General features: G+C 40.1%; 17 protein-coding genes. 6 read left to right on the top strand and 11 right to left on the bottom strand.

What is annotated here, in order from left to right:
- Positions 1-70: 70 nt before the first annotated feature.
- Positions 71-2035 (top strand): DUF3826 domain-containing protein, encoded by a 1965-nt coding sequence (locus tag DW173_RS02260; RefSeq protein ID WP_120143602.1) that lies wholly within the window; start codon positions 71-73, stop codon positions 2033-2035.
- Positions 2036-2241: 206 nt separating this feature from the next.
- On the top strand, positions 2242-3048 hold the full coding sequence (locus DW173_RS02255) for a patatin-like phospholipase family protein (RefSeq protein ID WP_008640511.1): 807 nt from the start codon (positions 2242-2244) through the stop codon (positions 3046-3048).
- Here the strand turns inward: DW173_RS02255 and DW173_RS02250 are convergent.
- The 7 genes from DW173_RS02250 to DW173_RS02220 form a co-directional block, all read right to left on the bottom strand.
- On the bottom strand, positions 3008-4111 hold the full coding sequence (locus tag DW173_RS02250) for a type II toxin-antitoxin system HipA family toxin (protein WP_008022224.1): 1104 nt from the start codon (positions 4109-4111) through the stop codon (positions 3008-3010). The two genes, DW173_RS02255 and DW173_RS02250, sit on opposite strands and share 41 nt — an antisense overlap.
- Positions 4095-4421, bottom strand: coding sequence for a helix-turn-helix domain-containing protein (locus tag DW173_RS02245; RefSeq protein WP_120143600.1), 327 nt, complete (start codon positions 4419-4421; stop codon positions 4095-4097). The genes DW173_RS02250 and DW173_RS02245 overlap by 17 nt, the downstream gene beginning before the upstream one ends.
- Before the next feature lie 82 nt (positions 4422-4503).
- Positions 4504-5391 carry an SDR family NAD(P)-dependent oxidoreductase gene (locus DW173_RS02240; protein ID WP_120143598.1) on the bottom strand — a complete coding sequence of 296 codons (888 nt, stop codon included), beginning with the start codon at positions 5389-5391 and terminating at the stop codon, positions 4504-4506.
- A gap of 113 nt (positions 5392-5504) precedes the next feature.
- Positions 5505-9365 (bottom strand): family 78 glycoside hydrolase catalytic domain, encoded by a 3861-nt coding sequence (locus tag DW173_RS02235; protein WP_120143597.1) that lies wholly within the window; start codon positions 9363-9365, stop codon positions 5505-5507.
- Positions 9366-9494: 129 nt separating this feature from the next.
- On the bottom strand, positions 9495-10961 hold the full coding sequence (locus DW173_RS02230; RefSeq protein WP_120143595.1) for a glycoside hydrolase family 140 protein: 1467 nt from the start codon (positions 10959-10961) through the stop codon (positions 9495-9497).
- 20 nt (positions 10962-10981) lie between these two features.
- Complete coding sequence (locus DW173_RS02225; RefSeq protein ID WP_120143652.1) at positions 10982-12184, bottom strand: glycoside hydrolase family 105 protein; 1203 nt, start codon at positions 12182-12184, stop codon at positions 10982-10984.
- A 13-nt stretch (positions 12185-12197) separates the two neighbouring features.
- Positions 12198-14666: a glycosyl hydrolase family 95 catalytic domain-containing protein gene (locus DW173_RS02220; protein ID WP_120143593.1), complete on the bottom strand. Its 2469-nt coding sequence runs from the start codon at positions 14664-14666 to the stop codon at positions 12198-12200.
- A gap of 220 nt (positions 14667-14886) precedes the next feature.
- On the opposite strand from DW173_RS02220, the gene DW173_RS02210 reads away from it, so the two are divergent.
- From DW173_RS02210 to DW173_RS02195, 4 genes are all read left to right on the top strand, one after another.
- Positions 14887-15504, top strand: coding sequence for a DNA polymerase ligase N-terminal domain-containing protein (locus DW173_RS02210; RefSeq protein ID WP_120143591.1), 618 nt, complete (start codon positions 14887-14889; stop codon positions 15502-15504).
- 374 nt (positions 15505-15878) lie between these two features.
- Complete coding sequence (locus DW173_RS02205) at positions 15879-17642, top strand: helix-turn-helix domain-containing protein (protein ID WP_120143589.1); 1764 nt, start codon at positions 15879-15881, stop codon at positions 17640-17642.
- A gap of 261 nt (positions 17643-17903) precedes the next feature.
- Positions 17904-18959, top strand: a complete 1056-nt coding sequence (locus DW173_RS02200; protein WP_022199603.1) for a hypothetical protein — start codon at positions 17904-17906, stop codon at positions 18957-18959.
- Entirely contained in the window at positions 18937-19341 is a 405-nt protein-coding gene (locus DW173_RS02195) for an ASCH domain-containing protein (RefSeq protein WP_022199604.1), read from the top strand. The genes DW173_RS02200 and DW173_RS02195 overlap by 23 nt, the downstream gene beginning before the upstream one ends.
- Positions 19342-19471: 130 nt before the next feature.
- Here DW173_RS02195 and DW173_RS24060 read toward each other — a convergent pair whose 3' ends face one another.
- The 4 genes from DW173_RS24060 to DW173_RS02175 all read right to left on the bottom strand — a co-directional run bounded on the left by DW173_RS24060 (position 19472) and on the right by DW173_RS02175 (position 22448).
- Entirely contained in the window at positions 19472-19582 is a 111-nt protein-coding gene (locus tag DW173_RS24060) for a DUF4372 domain-containing protein (RefSeq protein WP_232505095.1), read from the bottom strand.
- Positions 19583-19753: 171 nt separating this feature from the next.
- The gene (locus DW173_RS02185; RefSeq protein WP_120143588.1) at positions 19754-20878 is read right to left on the bottom strand and encodes a hypothetical protein; all 1125 of its coding nucleotides are present in this window, start codon (positions 20876-20878) and stop codon (positions 19754-19756) included.
- A 68-nt stretch (positions 20879-20946) separates the two neighbouring features.
- On the bottom strand, positions 20947-21294 hold the full coding sequence (locus DW173_RS02180) for a helix-turn-helix transcriptional regulator (RefSeq protein WP_225449447.1): 348 nt from the start codon (positions 21292-21294) through the stop codon (positions 20947-20949).
- A complete protein-coding gene (locus tag DW173_RS02175; RefSeq protein ID WP_120143586.1) occupies positions 21291-22448 on the bottom strand; it encodes a PD-(D/E)XK nuclease family protein in 1158 nt (385 codons plus the stop codon). The genes DW173_RS02180 and DW173_RS02175 overlap by 4 nt, the downstream gene beginning before the upstream one ends.
- Between the last annotated feature and the right edge of the window lie 95 nt (positions 22449-22543).

The raw sequence follows: 22543 nt of genomic DNA, 5'->3' as shown, positions 1-22543 counted from the left end.
TAAGAATAATAAATCTGTGAAAATCTGTGTAATCTGTGGTGAAAAAACAACTTACATAAATTAAAAATAAATGAAACGAATCCTTTTTACTATGCTTCTTGCCGCATCTCTTTCGGCCGAAGCCCAGACGCAAACATACGAGACGGAATTTGCCCGTCCCTTGAATGAAGTACTGACGGATATACAGAACCGTTTCGGAGTCCGTTTGAAATATGACATTGATACGGTGGGAAAAGTGCTGCCTTATGCCGATTTCCGTATTCGTCCTTATTCCGTGGAAGAATCCTTGACGAATGTATTGGCACCTTTCGATTATAAATTTGTTAAGCAGAAAGGAAATATGTATAAGCTGAAAGCATACGAGTATCCACGTCGTACAGATGCAGACGGAGAGAAGATGCTGGCTTATCTGAATACACTCTATACAGACCAACAGTCCTTTCAACTTCGTGCCGATTCTCTGAAAAAAGAGGTACGTCAGCGTTTAGGTATTGATACTTTGTTGGCTCAATGTGTCAAAACCAAACCTATTCTTTCAAAGATACGTAAGTTTGATGGCTATACCGTGCAGAATTTCGCACTTGAAACACTTCCCGGATTATACATTTGCGGTTCTATCTATACGCCCCAATCGAAAGGAAAACATGCGTTGATAATCTGCCCTAACGGACATTTTGGTGGCGGACGTTATCGGGAAGACCAACAACAACGTATGGGAACTTTAGCACGTATGGGAGCTGTTTGTGTAGACTATGATTTGTTCGGATGGGGAGAGTCGGCTTTGCAAGTTGGCAGTGCGGCACACCGTAGTAGCGCGGCGCACACTATTCAGGCAATGAACGGCTTACTGATTCTTGACTACATGCTTGCTTCCCGTAAGGACATTGATACCAGCCGTATCGGTACGAATGGTGGTTCGGGTGGAGGTACCCATGCTGTATTGTTGAGCGTATTGGATGATCGTTTCACCGCTTCAGCTCCGGTGGTGAGCCTGGCTTCTCACTTCGACGGTGGCTGTCCCTGCGAAAGCGGAATGCCTATTCAATTATCTGCAGGAGGAACCTGTAATGCGGAATTAGCCGCTACTTTTGCTCCTCGTCCACAACTGATCGTATCGGATGGCGGCGACTGGACGGCCAGTGTTCCTACTCTTGAATTTCCTTATCTGCAACGAATCTACGGATTCTACCAAGCAAAAGATAAAGTAACGAATGTACATCTTCCCAAAGAGAAACATGACTTTGGTCCGAATAAGCGGAATGCTGTTTATGACTTCTTCGCAGAAGTATTCAAATTGGATAAAAAGATGTTGGATGAAAGCAAGGTCACCATTGAACCGGAATCCGCTATGTATAGTTTTGGCGAAAAAGGAGCTTTGCTTCCTGAAGGCGCCATCCGTTCTTTTGACAAGGTAGCTGCCTATTTTGACAAGAAGGCTTATGCTAATTTAAAATCAGATGCTTCTCTCGAAAAGAAAGCCATCGACTGGGTAGCTTCTTTAGAATTGAACGATGATAAAAAGGCAGGTTTTGCAGTAACTGCCATTTATAATCATCTTCGTAAAGTACGTGACTGGCACAATGAGCACCCTTATACAACAATTCCCGAGGGTATCAATCCTCTGACAGGCAAACCACTTTCCAAGCTCGACCGTGAAATGATAGCAGATTCCGCTATGCCGAAAGAAGTGCATGAAAGGCTAATGAAAGATTTGCGCAGAGTATTGACGGAAGAACAGATTGAACAAATCCTGGATAAATACACGGTAGGTAAAGTTGCTTTTACCTTGAAAGGTTATCAGGCCATCGTGCCCAATATGACGGAGGAGGAAACGGCTTTCGTCTTGGAACAGTTGAAACTGGCTCGCGAACAGGCTATTGACTACAAGAATATGAAGCAGATTTCTGCTATCTTCGAAATTTATAAAACCAAATGCGAACAGTATTTTAATGAGCATGGTCGCAACTGGCGTCAGATGTTCAAAGATTATGTGAATAAGCGAAACGCAGAAAAGAAGGCTCAAGGAAAGAAATAAAATGAAGGTAAATAAACCTTTAACCTTCTACATAACCGGAATATCTCCGGGATAATAGAAGAATATAATAGAGCTATGCTTTGCAACTGACAAAGCATAGCTTTATCATATCTAAAGCTATGCTTTAGTTCTCCTAAAACACTGCTATAATTTATTTCTTCACGATTACTAAACATCTTTTTCGCAGAAAATGTGTTATTTTGTAGATGGCTAACAGAAATGTATATGATATGGATAAGCAAAAAGTAGCATTAGTCCTTTCCATGGGTGGAGCACGTGGAATAGCACATATAGGAGTAATTGAAGAATTACTTCGTCACAACTTTGAGATTACTTCCATTGCAGGAAGTTCCATGGGAGCAATGGTGGGAGCAATGTATGCTTCAGGAAAAATGGAAGAATGTAAAGAATGGCTGTATAGTTGGGATAAACGCAAGATGTGGGAATTGGCGGATCTTACCTTAAGCCGGGATGGATTAGTGAAAGGTGACCGTTTTATTAAAGAACTGAAACAAATTATTCCGGACATGAATATTGAAGACCTGCCTGTCCCTTATGTAGCGATGGCTACGGATATTGTCCGCGATCAGGAAGTCAGGTTTGACAGAGGGAGCTTACATGAAGCTATTCGTGCGTCTATTTCTATCCCTATGCTTTTCCGCCCATTAAGAAAAGACGGTATGGTATTGATTGATGGAGGTATTCTGAATCCTCTTCCATTGAGTCATGCGCAACGTACTGAAGGAGACATTCTGATAGCTGTCGATGTGAATGCACCCATTGAAATCGGAAAGAAAAAGAAAATGTCTCCTTATAATCTGTTGACAGAATCTTCGAGAATGATGATGCAACAAATCACTCGTTACCAGATAGAACGTTGTCAGCCGGATATCTTAATTCAAATTTCCGGCGATACGTATGATATGTTGGAGTTCCATCACGCAGCTTCGATTGTGAAGACAGGAGCGGAAGTTACTCGAAACGTGTTGAAAGAATCTCTTGGCAATGATTAATCATGTGGTTGATGATCTCCATTCCTTTTCTTCGGGGGATACGGATACTTTCACCGACCGCCAACATATCTTCAATATCCGGATTTCCTTTGTTATTTGCTGAAGTAGCATGTTCACCGTGATACCCCTCTTTGCAGAGAGTTAAATCATAAGCAGGTGCTAATGACCATTTTCCTTCACGACAAATAAAACTGAAATTTTTGACATGGTCGTCTTTGTTATCTGTAAGTACATTAAACACCATGCGTTGGAACATTTCATCAACTTGTTGTGAATCTTGTGTCAAATATCCTGTTAAGTGTAACAATACCTTGTAATCTAGTTTTGGATTTGATATTGATTCATTGAGTAACGCACCAGCAGTAGCAATGTGTAGTCGTTTTCCATTCTCTATATCAAAACGTTTGCTGGCAAAATATTTGCCATCTAATAACTTGTAATCAGGAACATTTATTCCACATTTACGAGCTACTTCATTATATTTATATTCCATTCTCCCCATATCTTTCGGATCATATGTATGGCGGAATTTCACTAACCATGCACCTTCACGATCATGCCACAAGCATTTAGGACGGCAGCCACCGGAATTACCACTATTGAAATATAAAATATCTTCGCCTTCTTCAGATTTTTCTGAAAGTACTTCCAGAGCCATTTGTTGTAAGTTGTCCAAGTCAGGTAGAGATTTTTCTTCTCCAATATAAGATTCCGGCACGTAACTAAGTGCTCCCATTCCCGAAATTCCCACTATACTTAATCGCTGAATAGGTGTAAGCAAAGCATCATTTATACCTTGTTTTTTGAGTAAACGATTCAACAAATAACGACCATATCCATCAGGGAGACTATCCTCAAATATTCCAAAATTTCCCCAGAAAGGTTCTGGTTTGGCGATGAATAAACTAGATTCTAATGGTAAGTCTAATGGAGAGATAGAAAAGCCTGATATCAGCCATTTCTTATCGTACTGGAAAGCGCAACATCGGTTATCGTGTGTCATGGTAAGTTCTCCTATCTTTTGATCACGATAAAGTACCGATAACTTATTTACTAATTTCATTTCTTCCTCGCTTCCTGTTTTTATTTTTATTGATAACGTCCAATTCTTCCATTGTACTGTAAAGTGGTTCTGCAAGAAGTGCCTTTACGTCTTTGGAATATCCTAATGCTTTTGCTAATGCCACATAAGAGCTCAATGAAATAGAAAACTTCTGTTCAAACTTAGCTATAGTGGGAGAAGGAACGCCACTTAACTTGGATAAAGCATCTCTTGAAAGTCCTTTCTCCAATCGCCTCTTTTGTAAATTGCAGGCAAGTAACTGCAGAATATCTTCGGGCGTATCTATATCAAAGTTGTATAATAAAGACATATCATTGTATCTGATAAGTAATAAATATGATTATAATAGATATTATTATATCTGTTACAAAGATAGTGATTTTTGATTTAAACTACTCCATATAAATCATCTTTTTCGTCATTCCCCCGTCAATAGTGATGTTTTCTCCATTGATGAAATCATTGTTTTCCTCGCAGAGAAACAGACACATGCGGGCAATATCTTCCGGTTTACCTACCCGGCGTGAAGGATGCTGTGAATGGTCTTCCGGTTGGAGTTGATTATAATCATGGGTCTGTATCCATCCCGGAGCAATGGAATTTACGGTGATATTCCATTCGGATAAAGACAAAGCCAATGCATGAGTCAAAGAATAGATACCACCTTTCGAAGCTGCATAACCTTCACTTCCCGGTTCACTCATCAGATAACGTGTAGAGCAGATATTTATAATTCGGCCGTATGGGTTGGGAGAGGGCTGCTTTTTACGATGGATGGCAAGCAGCCGGGAAGTGATGAATACAGGACGCAGGTTAATAGAAAGAATTTTGTCGAAATCCTCTACACTTGTTTCTGTGATAGAAGAAAATTTGCTGATACCGACGTTGTTGACAATAATATCAATATCGTTCCATTCGGCAAGAATGGTTTGCATACAACTTTCAAGTGCGTTTTTATCACTTACGTCGACCTTATGGAACATAGCCCCGGTTGCCTTCGCAGTCTCCTGTCCCGATGTTTCGTTTATATCACAAAAGGCAACTTGATTTCCAGCTAGGCAAAAAGCTTCTACTATTGCTTTGCCTATTCCTTCCGCTCCGCCTGTTATAAATACTCTTCTTTTTGAATCCTCCGGTTTTGAAACCGTTGAAGTGTGAGACTTCGATTCAGCCGGACGTACTGCTGTTAGTTTCTTCTTACCATATTTTTGTGCTTGTTTCCAAGCAGCTTTTCGGGCTTCGTATTGTTCCTGTTGTCTCTCTATGTAATTATCTGCCATCGTTATTTTTTATTTATTGGCAAATGTAAAGTATAAAATGGATAAATACAAGAATCGACCGCTCTTTTGCAGGTAAAGGAGCGGTCGATTTCATTCAGATGATCGTTCAAAATTTAAAACTTCGTCGGATCTATCTCTGCATATTTAATTCGTTGACGGCGCCATGTATAAATGGCATGCAGCTTCCCGTCTTTCCCCTGAATAATGCTAGGGTAAGAGTATTGGCTGATCGGACTATCTTCTAATGTAAGAACAGGCTGCCAATTGATACCATCTTCTGAAACGGCCACACAGAGCGGAGTACGCGGACCTTTCGGAGTTCCGGGCAATGTAGAGAAATTATTGTAGATAAGGATATGTCTACCGTCTTTCATTGTCACGGCATCCGTACCGGAATTATTATTCGGGACATCCAGCAACGTAACTTTACTCCATGTGTCACCATTATCACTGCTCCACGCAGTTGCTACCTGTGCGTTACGTGTACGGCAGAGTATCTGTAATCTTCCATCCTTATGCTTCAAAATACTGGGTTGTATTGCATAAACAGGTTTGGCTCCTTCTCCTTCGATCGCTTCTCCGCCTTCCTGGTCATCCACATTCACACCTCCCTTTTTACGATTTTGGGTGGGGACAGATAACTCGGCATCCAGTGGTCCGACCATCTTCCAGGTCTTGCCTTTATCATCGGAAATCTCGAAATGGACACGCCATCCGTTACTCCCTTCCGTACTGGAAGGACAGATGATACGACCATTGATATATTCCGGTTTATTCTTAATAGGTCCAAGAAAACCTTTTGGAAGCGCTTCGCGTTTGCTCCAGGTTTTTCCTCCGTCGCGTGAACGGACAAGCCATCCTGTCCAGTCGCTCACTTTCAAACCTATTTTATAAAACAGAATCAGATCACCTCCGGGAATCTGGAAAAGAACCGGGTTCCAGCAAGCTTTTCTGCGGGCAATAAGTGTTCCTTTTGCATCTTTCACCGGGGTACAGGTTGAATCGATTCCGGCTAATACTGCTTGTGAGTCTTTGAGTGAAAACACACCGTCGGCAGCAAGTTTGGGGGCGGTCCATTCTTTAGAGCCTTTGGGCTTACGACATACCCAAATGCAACAATCCGGATTGCGCTCTTTGGTTCCTCCGAAGAAAGAGGCTACGAGATCACCATTTTTCAGTTCTACTATCGTAGCTCCGTGACATTCGGGGAAAGAAGCGTTTTCGTACAGGAACTCATCACTTAGAATAGCCGTATTCCGGGTGGGAATGTCTACACTGAAATGATATTTTCCTGATCCGATTTTTTCTTTCCGTCCATCCGGAAGATGTACTTCCCCCGTCGTATTGGCGGGAAGTTCGATATCCCATTCCAAATGTGTGGGAGTCTTTGTCCATCGGCTGGTTATTTTTCCGTAGATACTCATGTACGATGCATCCACGTTACTCAATTCCTGAATTTCAAAAGCCGGCTGGAAGACGATATGCTTGTAACCGGACTTCCAGCGGTCCGCACGGATACCTGCCAAGTTATTGAAACACCAAGGCAATAAGTCACCTAAAAGCATCACGTGATTACCGCTATTCATTTCAGGATTTGCCGTATCACCGTTCCATAACTCCCAAATAGTGGTAGCACCTTTTTCAACCATATATCCCCAGGAAGGATATGTTTTATTGGTAGCCAGTAGATAAGCTACATTGGCATGGCCGCGACGGCTCAATTCACGCAATAACCATTGTACACCGATCACTCCGGTGCTTATATGTCCCTTGTTGGTTGTAATAATGGAAGTTACGGCATTTTTAGCTACTTCATTGATGTAGTTCTTTGGCACCAGACCAAAAGCAAGGGGCAAGATATTGGCAGTAACTGTGTTGTTACCGTAGAAAATACTGTCCGGATATAAGGTATGTCCCGGTACGGGAGAAGTACCTTCTTTTATGTGTAGAAAACGGGCATTGAATGCGTCTTTCATGCGATGTTCCAAATCTTCCCATTCTTCTGCGTCAGCTTTCAGCCCTTGCAGGCTTGCAAAGCGGTGCATCAGTTGTAATACCTTCAGATAATAAGCCGTTGCGAGCAAAGCTCCGTCAGTCTTGCGGGAAGGGTCCTTACTATGAATTAACTCCAGTGATTCGGGCGGAACGCACCAGTCACCATATTTATCTTTGGTGATGATAAAATCTTCTGTCATGTAGTATTCCCGGATATGAGATACCCACTTCTTGATAGCCGGATAATTCTCTTCGATCGGACGTTTATCTCCAAAGTTTGTGAAAAGCATGTCGCAGGCCATTGGTAAAGCGGCAGGCCAGGTCAGATTGTCCGAGTAGTAGTTCCAGTATGCCGGGGCTACATCAGGAATACAGCCGTCTTCCCGTTGTGCTTCGCGGATGTCACGCGTCCATTTGGTATACATGGCGTAATTATCGAAAAGCATGCTTTCTCCCCAACAGCCCATGGTACGGTCGCCCAACCATGGTTGGCGTTCATTCCGTTGCGGACAGTCAACCGGCATCCCTTTATAGTTGCTCCGGATTCCCCAAAATGCATTGCGGATAATCTTATTCAGAGTTTCGTCAGAACAGTTGAAAGTACCGATATGCTCCATTTCATCTTCTACTACTTCGGCAACGAAATCTTCTGCCTTCGCATTCGGATAATCGCTGACTTCTACATAACGGAACCCATGATAAATAAAACGAGGTGCCCAGGTAGCATCTTTTGTTTCGCGTCCGCTGACAACATATACATCTGTAGAACGGGCATCCCTGAAGTTTCTTGTATAAAGTTCGCCATTGTCTTGCAGACTTTCTGCAAAACGGAGACGGATGCTATCGCCAGTCTGTCCTTTTATCCGGAAACGTACCCAGCCCGCCATATTCTGACCGATATCCAGGATATATTTGTTACCGAGCTTTTTAATAGAAACAGGCTTTAAGGTTTCTGTGACTTTCATGCCCGGCATCATTTGTGCACGCAATGTTCCTGAAGGAATACTGACACGTTGAGCCGGCATCCAGTTATTGTCATCATATCCGGTTTGAGTCCAGGCTCCTAACTCTTTACGGGCATCGTATTCTTCGCCATCATATTCATTATTGCTACGGATAGGACCTTCGGTAGTCAATTTCCATGAAGTGTTTGTAGCAATCGTTTCTTTGCTGCCGTCTGCATATTCCACAATCAGATTCAACCGAAGTTTAGGATAGCCGAAAGTCGGTATCTTATACGGTTTATAGTTCTGACGCATCGTATAGAAACGACCATTTCCGAGAGTTACTCCAATAGCATTTTCTGTTTGAAGCAGTGAAGTAACATCGTATGTGTTGTACAGAATTGTTTTCCGGTAGTCGGTAGGAGCAGGTGCCAGTACTTGATTGCCGATGCGTTGCCCGTTGATAAACAACTCGTACAATCCCATTCCGGCGATATGTACTGTGGCACGTTTCACATCTTTCTTTACTGCAAACTCTTTACGGAGATAACGGGCTGCCAAACGGCTCCATTGTGTTTCGCTGTCTCCGGGAGCGGCCCTGTCCAAGCCGATCCATTGCCCTTGCCAATCTGCTTCATTAAATAGTCCGGTGGTCCAGAAAGCCGGAGCACTCCAATTTGTTGCACCTTTGTTGGTGTCTATTTTCACTTTCCAATAGTAGGGAGCATTACATTTTAATATTTTTCCCTGATAAGTGATCCATTGGGAAGCGTCAGATTCAATCTTTCCTGAATCCCAAATATCTCCTTTTCCTTGTTCCAATAGCTCCGGGGAAGATGCGACAAGAATGTGATACGCAGTTTGTATCACATTCTGTTCATCCGATTCGATGCGCCAACTCAATCGGGGTTGGCGCACATCGATACCTGCCGGATTTTTCAACTGCTCCGTTCGCAGGTCAGTTATACCTATGGCTGCGTATAGTGAACCTGCAAAGAGCAGAAGAAAGAAAAATGATACTATTCTTTTATTCATAAGTATGTTCTCATAATTCGTTTATATAATAAATTTAGGCACGGATTGCATGGATTAACGCTGTTGTTTTACCTATCTGTCATTCTGAAAACCGTAAAATCCGTGTAATCCGCGCCTAATAATACAAAATTATTTAGCCCATTTTTGTTGTGCATTTGGTAATTCTGTCCAGGCCTTCTCCACATAGTTCTTACTACTATCCACTACAATCAGAATATGATCGTTTCCACTGCAATAACCACTGTCGTGCTGGAATTTGTGCACTCCGTTATCAAATTCTCCGATGTATTCCAGTTTACCATCTTTCGTGGTGTACCACCAAGCATTCTTTTTCGCGCCGCTAATCTTGCTGAAATCAACTTCCATCGGACGTCCGGTATAGTTGTATACCATCAGATAATCATTTCCACGTGTAGCGATAGCGCGGTCATAACGTTCTCTATTCTGTCCTGCGATGATAGACTGATCAGGTATGCGTTCGAAGAACGGGAAAGTCAACATCAGGTTTTTCAGATACTTCATCTGATTGTAGCCCGGATCATTCAAAGCATCATACCAAGGCTTCTTTGCACCATAAGCACCACCTACACCCGGTTTGATAAATTGCATGATGGAATTATGACCGTAAGTATGTCCGAAAGAACCTGCAAATACAGACCAATAAGCATAACGACGTACGTCATAATCCTTCCACAACAGTTCGTTTTCATCGTGCAGACCATGAGGTATTTCTTCATAGATTGGTTCACCGTCAATCACAGGCTTCATGGGTTTCATGGCCAGGCTGCGTTCTACAAAACGCCAGTTATCCTCTTCCGTATTTTCTTCGATAGGGTAGTCACCATCTCCGAAACGTTGTCCATAGCGACGATGTCCGCTTTGAAACATGTTGAAATCCAACCAAGGAGCATTATTGAACCAAGTTGCGGAAGTTGTTCTTCCACGTGGATGGAATGTCATCAGGTGATTTTTGTCGATAGCTTTGATAGAGGTTGCCAAAGCTTCCCATTCAGCAGTTTTCACGTCGCCACGGATATCTCCACCAATAAACCAGATAATATTCGGTTCGTCCTTATAACGCTCTGCCAAAAACTTGCCGTATGCTTTTGCCTGTTCTACAGTCATCTCGCCCCGGTTCACCGGGCTTCCCCAAATGCAGACCATGCCGATATACTGACCTTTCTTGGCTGCTGTACGGATAATGTAATCCATGTGATCCCAATAACCATATACGCCTTTTTGATTGATGTTTTTGAAGTTGTATCCGTCAATCATCGAATATTGTCCGTAGATATTCATAGACGGAACATTATTCAACGTTTGAACCTGAATCACGTTGTATCCGCGACGTTTGCATTGTTCCAGGTAATATTCGGCTTCATCCCGGTTCAAGCGTTCGGGCAATAGCCAACCGGTTTCTCCTAACCAAAAGAAAGGAGCACCGTTTTCGTGTTTCAGGTAACGTCCCTCTTCGGAAACTATGAGTTTGCCGTTGTCCCAGGGGATATACGTCTTTTGTGTTTTCTTCTGTGCTGCAGCCGAAGTTGCCATTGTCAATAGCAGCAACAAAAGAGGAAGAATCTTGAATTTTCTCATTGTATTTTATCGTTTTGAGTTTATTTTTTAGTCATTTTCTCATACTCAATAGCAGCCAAGATGAATGAACCTATCGATTTCGGATCATTTTCTATGATCGGTTCACTGATATAATACTCAAATGAGCCGTCACGATATCTTTTTGAATCTCCGCCCAATCCTGCAACAGCACAGCAATTGGTAATTGTATAGCTGCCATCCTCTTCCAAACGGGTAAATGTCTTTACCATTCCGTCAAAGGCTTTTTGTGTCGGTTCGATATATTCGTTGCCAATATATCCTTTATTGATAGCTTTGGCAAGCGTATAGATAAACAGGGCAGTGGCAGATGATTCCAAATAATTACCTTCACGTGCTCCCTGATCGGTTACCTGATACCAGGTTCCGGATGAAGGATCTTGGTATTTCACAATCGCTTTTGCCAATCCCTGCAGAATTTGTATAATGCTGTCACGTCCGGCTGTTTCCTGTGGCAGGAAGTCCAGTACATCTACAATAGCAGCTCCATACCATCCGATACTGCGACTCCAAAAATTAGGAGAACAACCTGTTTCAGGATTTGACCATTTCTGTTCGCGACTTTCATCCCATCCGTGATAATAAAGTCCTGTTGCAGGATCATAAGTCTTGCTATTTATCAAAAGAATCTGTTTTGTTGCTTCGTCAAATAAAGCGGGCTCATTAAAAGTAGCACCATATTGAACCAGATAAGGAGAAGCCATAAAAATTCCGTCCAGCCACATTTGATGAGGATATCTCAATTTATGCCAGAATCCTCCCTCACTGGTACGGGGTTGCTCTGCCATTTGCTTGCGCAAAGTATCCATGGCTATTTTGTAACGTTCGTCTCCGGTCTGTGCGTAAAGATCGAAAAGAATCTTTCCACCGTTGACATTATCAATATTGAATGAAAGATATTTCATGGTTTTGATATGTCCGTCAGCATCGATCAGACTATCTGCATATATTTTGGCATACTCATAATATACGCTGTCCCCGGTATGTTTCCATTCTTCCAACATGGATTTCACTACTAATCCGTGGGTATATCCCCAGCGTGGTTTTTTAGCTTTTTCAATCATCCAGGGTTCGGGGAAACGTTTCATTTCGGAGCGTGCCATGCGTTCACTCCATTTTTCCGTTTCTGTTTTTTGAGGTGCTGCGCAAGCCAGGAAACAAGCAGTTCCACAGGCGACAATTAGTTTCAATAAGTTTTTGTTCATATCGGTCGAGTTATTATTTTCCAATCAATACATATTCTTTTCCTGCTTTGGTAGGTAGGTCGTAGAGGTAAGTCTCTGCAATTTCCACTTTGTTCAAGTTGGCCTTTTCGTTAATCAATGGCTCCGGAATGGTGGGGACTGCATAAAGAGGGTTCGGATTTTCACCTTTGGCACGCTTCAAGCCATTCCCGGTTAATGGGTTGAGCGAACGTAAACGACAATTTCCTCCCTTATGAGATTTGACAACCAGTCGGCTAACTTTCCCGTTTTTCCAACTCAAATCAAGTTCGAAACCTCCACGGGCAATGATTCCTTTGATAGAACCTTCTTTCCAAACGGTAGGCAGTGCGGGAAGCAAATATATAAAACCGTCGTAGCTTTGCATCAACATCTCTGCAATGCCTGCGGCACAACCAAAGTTTCCATCAATTTGAAATGGCGGATGCGCATCGAACAGGTTAGGGTAGGTGCCTCCTTTTTTCTTTTCATTGCGTACGAGAGTCAGCTGGTCAGTTATCAACTTGTAGGCGTGGTCGCCATCAAGCAGGCGTGCCCAAAGGCAAACTTTCCATCCCATGCTCCACCCGGTCGACGGGTCGCCACGATGAATCAGAGAAGTGCGTGCCGCATCGAATAGTTCGGGGGTACGGTAAGGGGAAATCTGATTGCTGGGGAAAAGTCCGTACAAATGAGAAATATGGCGGTGCACATCCTTCGGATCATCCCAGTCGAACATCCACTCCTGTAATTGTCCCCAATGTCCCACCTGCATGGGAGCCATTTCTTTGAGACGTTGTGTCAGATGAGAGGCAAACTCCTGATCTGTATCCAGTATTTGAGAAGCAGATATAATTGCTGTCCAAAGATCGAAAATCAATTGGTTGTCCATGGTGCATCCGGCAGCTGTAGTAGCTTTCCCGTTACTTCCCGAATGTACATTCTCCGGTGAATTACTGGGGCAGACTACTAGCCAGTTGTGTACGGGTTCTTTCACCATAATTTCATCAAAGAAACGTCCGGACTCTTTCAGTATCGGATAGACAGAACGCAGGAATTCCACATCTCCGGTGTATAGATAACGCTCCCAAAGATGTCGGCAAAGCCATGCGCCACCACTGGGCCACATACCCGAAGGAGCTTTGTCAACTGCTCCTGTAATACGCCATATATCCGTGTTATGATGCAACACCCATCCGTTGGCTCCATACATAATCTTAGCCGTCTCTTTTCCTGTGTCACTCACTTCTTTTATCAGACGGAATAACGGTTCATTCAGTTCACTTAGATTCGTTACTTCCGAAGGCCAGTAATTCATTTCCAAATTGATGTTACAAGTATATTTGCTATCCCAGGAAGGGAATAATTTGTCATTCCAAATTCCTTGTAAATTGGCGGGTTGTCCTCCCGGTTGGGAAGAACAGATCAACAAATAACGTCCGAATTGAAAATAGGTGGCAACCAGATGTGTGTCATTGGTGTTTTTGAAATTCTCCACACGCTTATCGGTGGTTACATTCGCATATTGGTCTCGTCCCAAATCAAGAGAAACGCGTGTCAGATATTGTCGGTAAAAATCAACATGATTCTTCTTCGATTCAATGAACGGATGAACCATTGCTTTCGCCAAATAATTCTTAGCCCGCTCTGTCTGATTACCGGTGATGTCTTGATAATTGTTGAAGTTGGTGGCAATAGATACATAGACCGTAGCTTCATCAGCTCCTTCAACGGAAAGGACACCATCGGCACAAGCTATTTTCCCACCTTTATTTTTAGCAGTCAATCTGCCTTGAAATTCTACTTTCCCTTTGAGCCCCTCATGCAAGGAAGAGACTCCCGAGAGTGTCACACAGTTTCCCTCTTCAGAAGCGATCATAACATCCTGGTGAGGCGAAGTGAGTTGTGCATTGAAAGTAATTTGTCCGGGACGATTGGCGGTCAGTCGTACCATTACTACCTGATCGGTGAATGAGGTGATCGTTTCGCGTTGATACTGCACTCCGTCTACTTCATAACGTACGATTGCACGTGCGGAATCCAGACTTAATTCCCTGTAATAATTGGAATAACGTGTATGACCGGGAAAAGCGATTCGCAGGTCACCAAAACTTTGATATGGCATTCCTGAATTAGTCTTTGCCATTACCTTTTCTGTGGCCAGTGTCTGAGCTTCAAGATATTTTCCGGCAAAGACCAGCTCACGCACTTTCGGAATATATTCCAGTGCATCCGGATTGGCGTTATTATTGGGACGTCCCGCCCAAATGCTTTCTTCGTTTAGTTGTATTTGTTCTGTGCCTGGTGTTCCATATACCATGGCCCCCAAACGGCCATTCCCAAGGGGTAATGCTTCGGTCCATACCTGTGCGGGACAGTCGTACCATAGCTTGTATTCGGGTACAGAAGACTTCTGTTCCTGCGCCTGAATACAACCAACAGACATCGTGACGAACAGATATCCGATTAATCTCTTTTTATTCATTTCCTTCCAATTGCTTTTATACTTTTATAAAAGGACGATTGAAAGGGATTTTTGTACCCACTATGCAGGCAGTAAGAAAGGGAGAAGAATAAAAATAAGTTAGCAAACTTAAATGCAGTTATAAAGCCATTAAAATAGATGAATTTCGACAAACAAACAGATATACTGATTGTTGTACATTGAATCATTCGTTTTTTTATTCACCTAAAAAATACAGATTATGGCAAAGAATTCTCCCGATGAAGGAAAAAATATCAAAATGGTAGAAAAGCAGGCGGCTGAAGCCTCTATGATCAACCTCAAAGAGTACCGGGCAAAAAGGCAATTCGGTAAAACACCGGAACCGATGGCGGAGACGGTGGAAACTCCCAATCGAATGCCTGTTTTTGTTGTTCAGAAGCATGATGCCAGTCATTTTCATTTTGATTTTCGTTTGGAAGTGGATGGAGTATTAAAAAGTTGGGTGGTGCCTAAAGGTCCTTCCATGAATCCAAAAGATAAGAGGTTGGCCATAGAAGCAGAAGACCACCCCTTGAGTTATGCACACTTTGAAGGAGTTATACCGGAAGGTAACTATGGAGCAGGTACGGTGGAAATATGGGATAGTGGAACCTATGCTTACGTTGGTAATAATCGTAACATTTCCGCTGCCATTAAAAATGGAATACTTGAATTCAAGTTACACGGGCATAAACTCAAAGGGCTATTTGTCCTTATACATACCAATATGGATGATCAGGATAAAGACTGGCTGTTAATAAAGAAAGACGATGTATTTGCGGTCACTCACGTTTACGATGCGAAGATTATTCCGTCTTATGATGAGGTATTCCTGTAAATCATGATCTGACAGTACATATCTGAAGTCTATTATTTTCAAATTATATACGCGGCTTTATAATTCTACTTATTTCATTATTTTAATGATTAAGTGGAATTATATGATCGTATGGCTGTGTTATTGTATGATAAAATATTTGACAATCACTACGTTTTGCCAAATAAAATGATGATTTTAGAATCTATCCCTTGATATTTCGGTAACAAATGATATTGTTACCACTTTTGATAGAAAACACCCATTGCTTTTGTTAGAATCCACCTCATATGTGGACGTTGAAAAGTTTATACTTGTTCCGGATTTAGACACGTTAAAAGGTCATCAAACGTGTTTTGCTGAAAATGTAAGTATTAATCAAATCCTATATAAGTATGAATGATTGTTACCTGAGTTTATTATTAAACTTTCGCGCTTTACTTTCTATAGATAGTGGAGCCAATTTAGTAAACAGTAAACAAGCTATTGGCGTAATTTTGCCTGATTTGTCATTGCTTGGTTATGCAGTTCCTGTAGAGAGTTTCGGCATTGGGCTATTTATTGTTTTGTTTGCGTATCTTGCGGTAGAGTATAATGTTCAGTTGTTGTCACATGAAAAACTTAAGATAGCTATGAACATGCTCCATACTACGTATACCCCGTTGATATTGTTACGAAATCAATTGGAAGAACTTAAAACCGGTAATCTTCCCGAATCGCTTTCCCAACAAGTAGAAGAGGCATTGGGGTATACCGAATGCATCATATATTGCAATCAGAATATTGTAACCCTTAATAAGGTAAACAAAAAAATACTTCCTAAGACATCAACAGTAAATTTGGAACTCTCTTCTTATATTACTTCTATTGTTAATCAATGTCGTCCTTATGCTGATTCGCGCCGTATACAACTGACTGTCAGCGAATGTTCGGATTGCGTCAGTTGCAGAATCAATGAAAACATTATGACGGCAGCGCTTCAGCATCTTATAAGCAAACTAATTTTGGGTTCCGATTTAGGTTGTTGCATATCAATCAATATAACACATACAACAGATTCCTGGCAGTTGCAGATTACTAATTGTGAGATAGCAGACAAAAGAGTAGGGAAAATGTTTCCTTTTATTCCGGTCATATTTCCTATATATGGGTATAGTGATTTGTGGACTGTAAGAAAAATCATTCGCCTGCATGGTGGAAAAATAAACGGATATAGACATGGCAAATCATTTGCTTTCCAAATTGTCATTCCAACAGATTGTCATTGCCGGAATCAGGAATGTTCGGTTATCAAACATTCTTCAACAAATACGAAGAATAAGGCTAAAAAATCTTCTGAAAGTGATAAAGATGATACCCCGAATGCTAAAACAAAAGATACATCCCATATCTTATTGGTAATGGCGGACGGGGCATTCAGGAATTATTTAAGGAAAGCTTTATCGCGGTATTTTCAGATTTCAGTTTTGAAAGATCCTGATTTGCTGAAGGATACAGTAGTCCGCCAAAATCCTGATGCTATCATTATTGACGATAATGTAAACGGAACAAATGGAGATGCACTTAGTTTCCGGATCAAAACAGATAAAATGATAGGGTATATACCGGTTGTCCTTTTGATAAGGGCCTTTGATAACGAAAGTTATTTGTCCCATTTAGGAAGTGGGGCGGATCGTCTGGAATTACGAACAGAAAGCATTTGCAGGCTAAGGGCAAACATACGTATGCTTGTAGAAAACCGCATGGTTTTGCGTGAACGGGTCAAATTGTTTTTGTCAGATGCTGTTTTTCCAATGGTCCCCACCAAAGAAGAAATGGAAACAGAAAATACGGATCAGATATTTATGGATAAAGTCAATAAAATCCTGGAAAAGAACCTCTCTACTGATAAATATACAATAGATAAATTAAGTATCGATATAGGAATGAGCCGTACTGCTTTTTATAGCAGGATACGAGAGATAACCGGGAATCCTCCGGAAAATTATATCTATTCGTTCAAAATGGACAGGGCACTTAAACTGCTAGCCTCCCAACAGTACACTGTTTCGGAAATTGCAGGAATGCTGGGATATTGTGATGCTAAATATTTTGGAAAGAAGTTCAAAGACTTCTATCATGTATGTCCTACGGATTACATTAAAAGTATTATAGGGTAAAAGAATATATAGTACATATTTTCAGTTTAAATGATATAAACTAAAATATGTACTATGTTCATTTTCTATCATCTTGCTTCACTATCACCTCTAAAACAGATAAAGTCTTTTTTATCAAATATTTTAAAGGTATTCTAGATTTTGGATGTTATTCATTTAGAAGATTTATTATCTTCTCCTTTTACTTCTAGAAGTTTTTTCGTTAATTTGTATCGCATAACAAGAATAATAGAACAAACGTATAAGTAATAAAGAAAAGCTATGGAGCAACAAAGTTTTTGCAATATCAGTTTATCTGATCCCTTTTTTAATTCTTTAAAGGAAGATTATCCCGAATTTTCTAAGTGGTATAATAAGAAAAAGAAAGATAATGCAAAGGCTTTTATTCAAAAGAATAATGAAGGGCTGTTGCAAGCTTTTCTATATTTAAAACAGGAATTAGAAGATATAACAGATGTATGTCCGCCAATGCCTGCAGCTAATAGACTAAAAGTTGGAACTTTTAAAATAGAAGCTCATAATACTAAGTTGGGAGAACAATTTGTAAAAAAAATAGTGGTAGCTGCTCTTCATATTGATGCGGATGAAATATATGTGACGATATACAGGAAACATGAAGGGCTTATAAGGTTGTTAAAGAGATATGGATTCCTTGTATATGGAACTAAAGGTCATGAGGATGAACCGGAGTTTGTATTTGTAAAGTCTATGAAAGTATATTCAGGAGATTTGTTGTATGATTATCCTTATATTCATACTTCAAAAGTACGAAAGTTTATTCTATCAATAAAACCTGAATATCATACTCCGCTCTTTCCTGATTCAATTTTAGATAATGAGGAACGTGATAAATCTTTTCTTGTGCGAGACATTGCTTACACAAATAGCATACATAAGATTTATTTGTGTAAAATGAGGAATATTGATCAATTGTCAAGAGGAGATGTTCTTTTAATCTATCGAATGAAAGACGAAAAAGGGGCTGCATATTATCGTAGTGTTGTGTCTTCTATCTGTATTGTAGAAGAAATAAAAAAGGCTTCTGATTTTAAATCTACAGAGGAATTTATCAAATATGCAAACGCTTATAGTATATTTAATGAAAATGAGCTACGGAAATGGTATACAGAATATGGGATGACTCTTATAAAAATGACTTATAATATTGCATTTGATAGAAGAGTTACCCGTGGTGAACTTATTGAACAGGTCGGCCTTTCGGCTGGTGACTATTGGGGATTTATGCAAATAAATGATGAACAATTTAAGAATATAATATCAAGAGGAAAAATAAATGAAAGTCTTATTATCGATTAAACCTGAATTTGTACAGGAAATTTTTACAGGAAAGAAAAAATATGAATATAGAAAAGCTATTTTCACAAGGAGTGTAGATAAAGTAGTGGTCTATTCAACAAAGCCTGTTGGGATGATTGTTGGGGAATTTACAGTAGAGAATATTCTAAATGATACCCCTAGTACACTATGGGACCAGACTCATAAGGATTCAGGTATCACTAAGGATTTTTTTGACCAATACTTTGAAGGTCGTACACATGGGTATGCCTTGAAAATCAGTTCTCCACGTCTTTATGAAGAACCAATTAATCCATTCGAATTATTTAAGGCTTTTGCTGCTCCCCAATCGTTTAAGTATATTGATCCAAATGAGTCTGCTCTCCTATTTTCGAACTACTAAATTTAACCAGGATTGTCTTTTTAGATAATCCTGGTTTGCCTATTCTGTTATTTTATTTTAATACTCCCATCAATATCCCTTGGACGTTTACTTTTTAATAAGTAGCAGTATGAGTTATCTTCAGGAATTGCTATATAATGAGAAGTGTTTTTATCAAGTAACGCTGGGTCTTTTCTTGATGTGTTTCCAAAGCTAAAATCAAGTAACGGAGACTTTCACGATTATTGAGTTGACCGAACATTTTTGCAAATAACAGATTCCAGCAAATATATCTATAATGTCACGCAAACATTCTACATATTGGGGCTCAAAGATAGTACCATATTCATCTCGTGTAGGTATACCCAACATCTGCAATGTTCGATAATTTTTATTAGAATTGAGTATACCGTCAAAATCGAGAAAAAGATATTTATTTTTCATTAGATAACGATGTTTCTACAAATGATACTATTTGTTCTATCTTCTCAAGTGGATTTTGGCTTGTCAATTTTGCAAATGAAAGATGCATTCGATTTTCGTATTTTTGTATATCATATGCTCGCTGGAATCCAAATGAATTTTCCATCTTGTTGAAAAAAGATTTCATGCTTTCTTTACTCATGCCTTTGGTCCCACAGTTAACAAATAGATGTACAGCTTCATTTTTGTTACTATTAATAACAAGCCGTACAGCACCATTACACAGTGAAATACCGTTCTTACCTTTTATTGCTACCACCTGATACCCTTTTTGATTTTTCAAATGGTTGAAAACTTCATCTGCGATCTTTTGTCTCTGCTCTTGCCTTTTAGCTCTTTCCATATTAGGTATATGTTTGCTTAAGGTTGATCTTACATCAGAGATAGCATTTTCCACGCCTGTTGGTATCAACGTATTCTGTTTGAACTTCATCCGATACCTTATATACTTGGGTTTATTCTTTGCATAACGCATGAGATAAAGTGGATGCGTAAAATTATTGTGTTGGAATATAGGGTCAAGATATTTCATTCCACACTTATTAATAGCGGCATTGAAAAACTGTTCAGCCTTTTGGTTATATCTTTTATGCCAAGCCAAATTTCCAAAGCCAAGGTAGACTGGAGGAACAAGATGCTCTATGTCGTAATTGGTCACATTTTCTTCATCTGCAAAACGAAATGTATTGCTGGTTGCTTCTGAATATACCAAAGCCTTACTTAAATCTGCTTCTTTGATATAGAAGAGATTAAAAATTTGTATCACACCGTTCAAATCTTCACGTCTTGGCAGATCATAGTAGAAAGCAAAGAGATCGCCTACACAGTCAATTGTGGTATCACTACCAAATTCATACCACTTGTCTTTACTTTCGTCAAAGTGCCGGAGTTGTCTTAACGTTTCGGCATCGTCAATTGCTTGGTGGGTGGGGGATTTAAATTTGGCACCACCTGGATTTTTCATTACCACTGATCCGATAACCTCCCATGAATTACCATATTGTAACAATGTCCTCCATCGAAAACCTATAGCAGTGTTCTCATCCATTAGATAGAAGTGAGTGTATACTTTCATTATTATTTATTTTATAAGAATTAAAATGCAATCTTTGGTACTAACTATCAACACTTAAATGACTTTCATTAATCGTTTTCATATATTTTCCACATATCCTTAATACAGCCATGAAGTTGATGACGAAGTGATTGGGGTTCTAATACTTCAATCATTGCGCCAACTTTTAGTAACTCCATACAGAAGTCGTATGTCGGTCGAAGATGCAATTCGAAATCTGCATATTCATCAGAAGTGTATATTTCCCGTTGTGAAGGGTGAAGTGGAAGTGTGCGAAGATAATGTTGATGATATCTGTCAGCACGTAACACGATTTTTTCTTCCTTAATATCCTTATCAAGCACAATTCCAAAGAAAGAAGAGAAATAGGATTTAGCATCAAAGTCCTTTGGCAAAGTGAAGCATGTATCGGTCACACTGGCAAACCTTTATCTTCTATCTCTTCTATGATTTGTCTGATTTTGGAGATAATCCAATTTGAGACCTCTCCTGTGTGTATTGGTAAATAGCTACTGGTGGAATGCCAATCGGTGTATAGAATCCATTCCCATCCATAAGGCCAGTACGTATTACTACATTCTGAAAAACATGATAATTGCCGTATTGGTAATTCTTTAGCCCCCAGCAGTGAACTTTGTGAAATACCGATATAAAGGTTCTTCCAATCCGAATCTCTTCCGTCATCTCTTGTAATGACTATGTAATGGGACCATTGGGGCATTTTGAATTTTAGAGCCGGACTTTCGTCTCCTTCTTTGATGAGCTTAAATTCCATCCCCATTTTAACTGCGAATTCTTTTAACGGTTTAAAAATGAATTCTGTTCTTAATTTGCTACTTATTTCAGCTCTGTTATCCATCAAGGCAACTACTGCTTCCATATTATTGATGGCTAAATCTACGATTTTATCACTACTATCTTTATTCATATCTTGTCCTGTGATTTGTTTAATAAGTGTAATATATTGGGAAATTGTCTCTCGCACCAGAGGTTTGTCGTATGCTAACATCACACACTTTGATAACCAATTTAGGATATGTCCTTTGTACGAGATACAGTGATAGTCAATCTCATTGTCTCCTAATGAATCTTTGCTTGCCTCATGACCATCAAGCGTAAGATAAATCAACTTAAAGCCTTTCGGAAAACGTTGTTTACCATAGTTATTGTATCGCAGTAATTGATGGTATTGATCAATAGCATATATTTTATTCTCAATGATAATAGCATATTCACCATCTTCCAAGATTATATCGATCCGTCCACCAGTAGTTTCTGTCCGCTCACCAATATATCGTTCGACTATATTGGTATTGCAATTAGATATATAATCTCGTTTTAAGCCAATGGCTGCAAGAAATTCTTTAAGCATAGCATCTTTTAGGCCATGATTTCCGTCAGGATTTAACAATTCTGCAAGGAATGCGGAATGCAATCTAACTTCGTTAGACCGTAATCCAAGAGTGTTGAAAACGTTAAAACAATCGCCTTTTCGCTGCTTATGCTTCATTCGCTCTTGCTCAATAAGGCAAATCTTGCTTATTTCCATTAAAAGATCATTCAATTCCATATTTAAACTATTTTGTTAATACAAAAATACGAAAAGATTGCCTCGTTTTCTATATTATAATTTTGATTTAATTGATATTTATATAACGTTGAAAT

The sequence above is a fragment of the Bacteroides sp. AM16-13 genome (assembly GCF_003602705.1).
Lineage (GTDB): Bacteria > Bacteroidota > Bacteroidia > Bacteroidales > Bacteroidaceae > Bacteroides > Bacteroides xylanisolvens.
The sequence above is the reverse complement of the archived record's forward strand: the minus strand, read 5'-3'. Positions and strand labels throughout refer to the sequence as shown.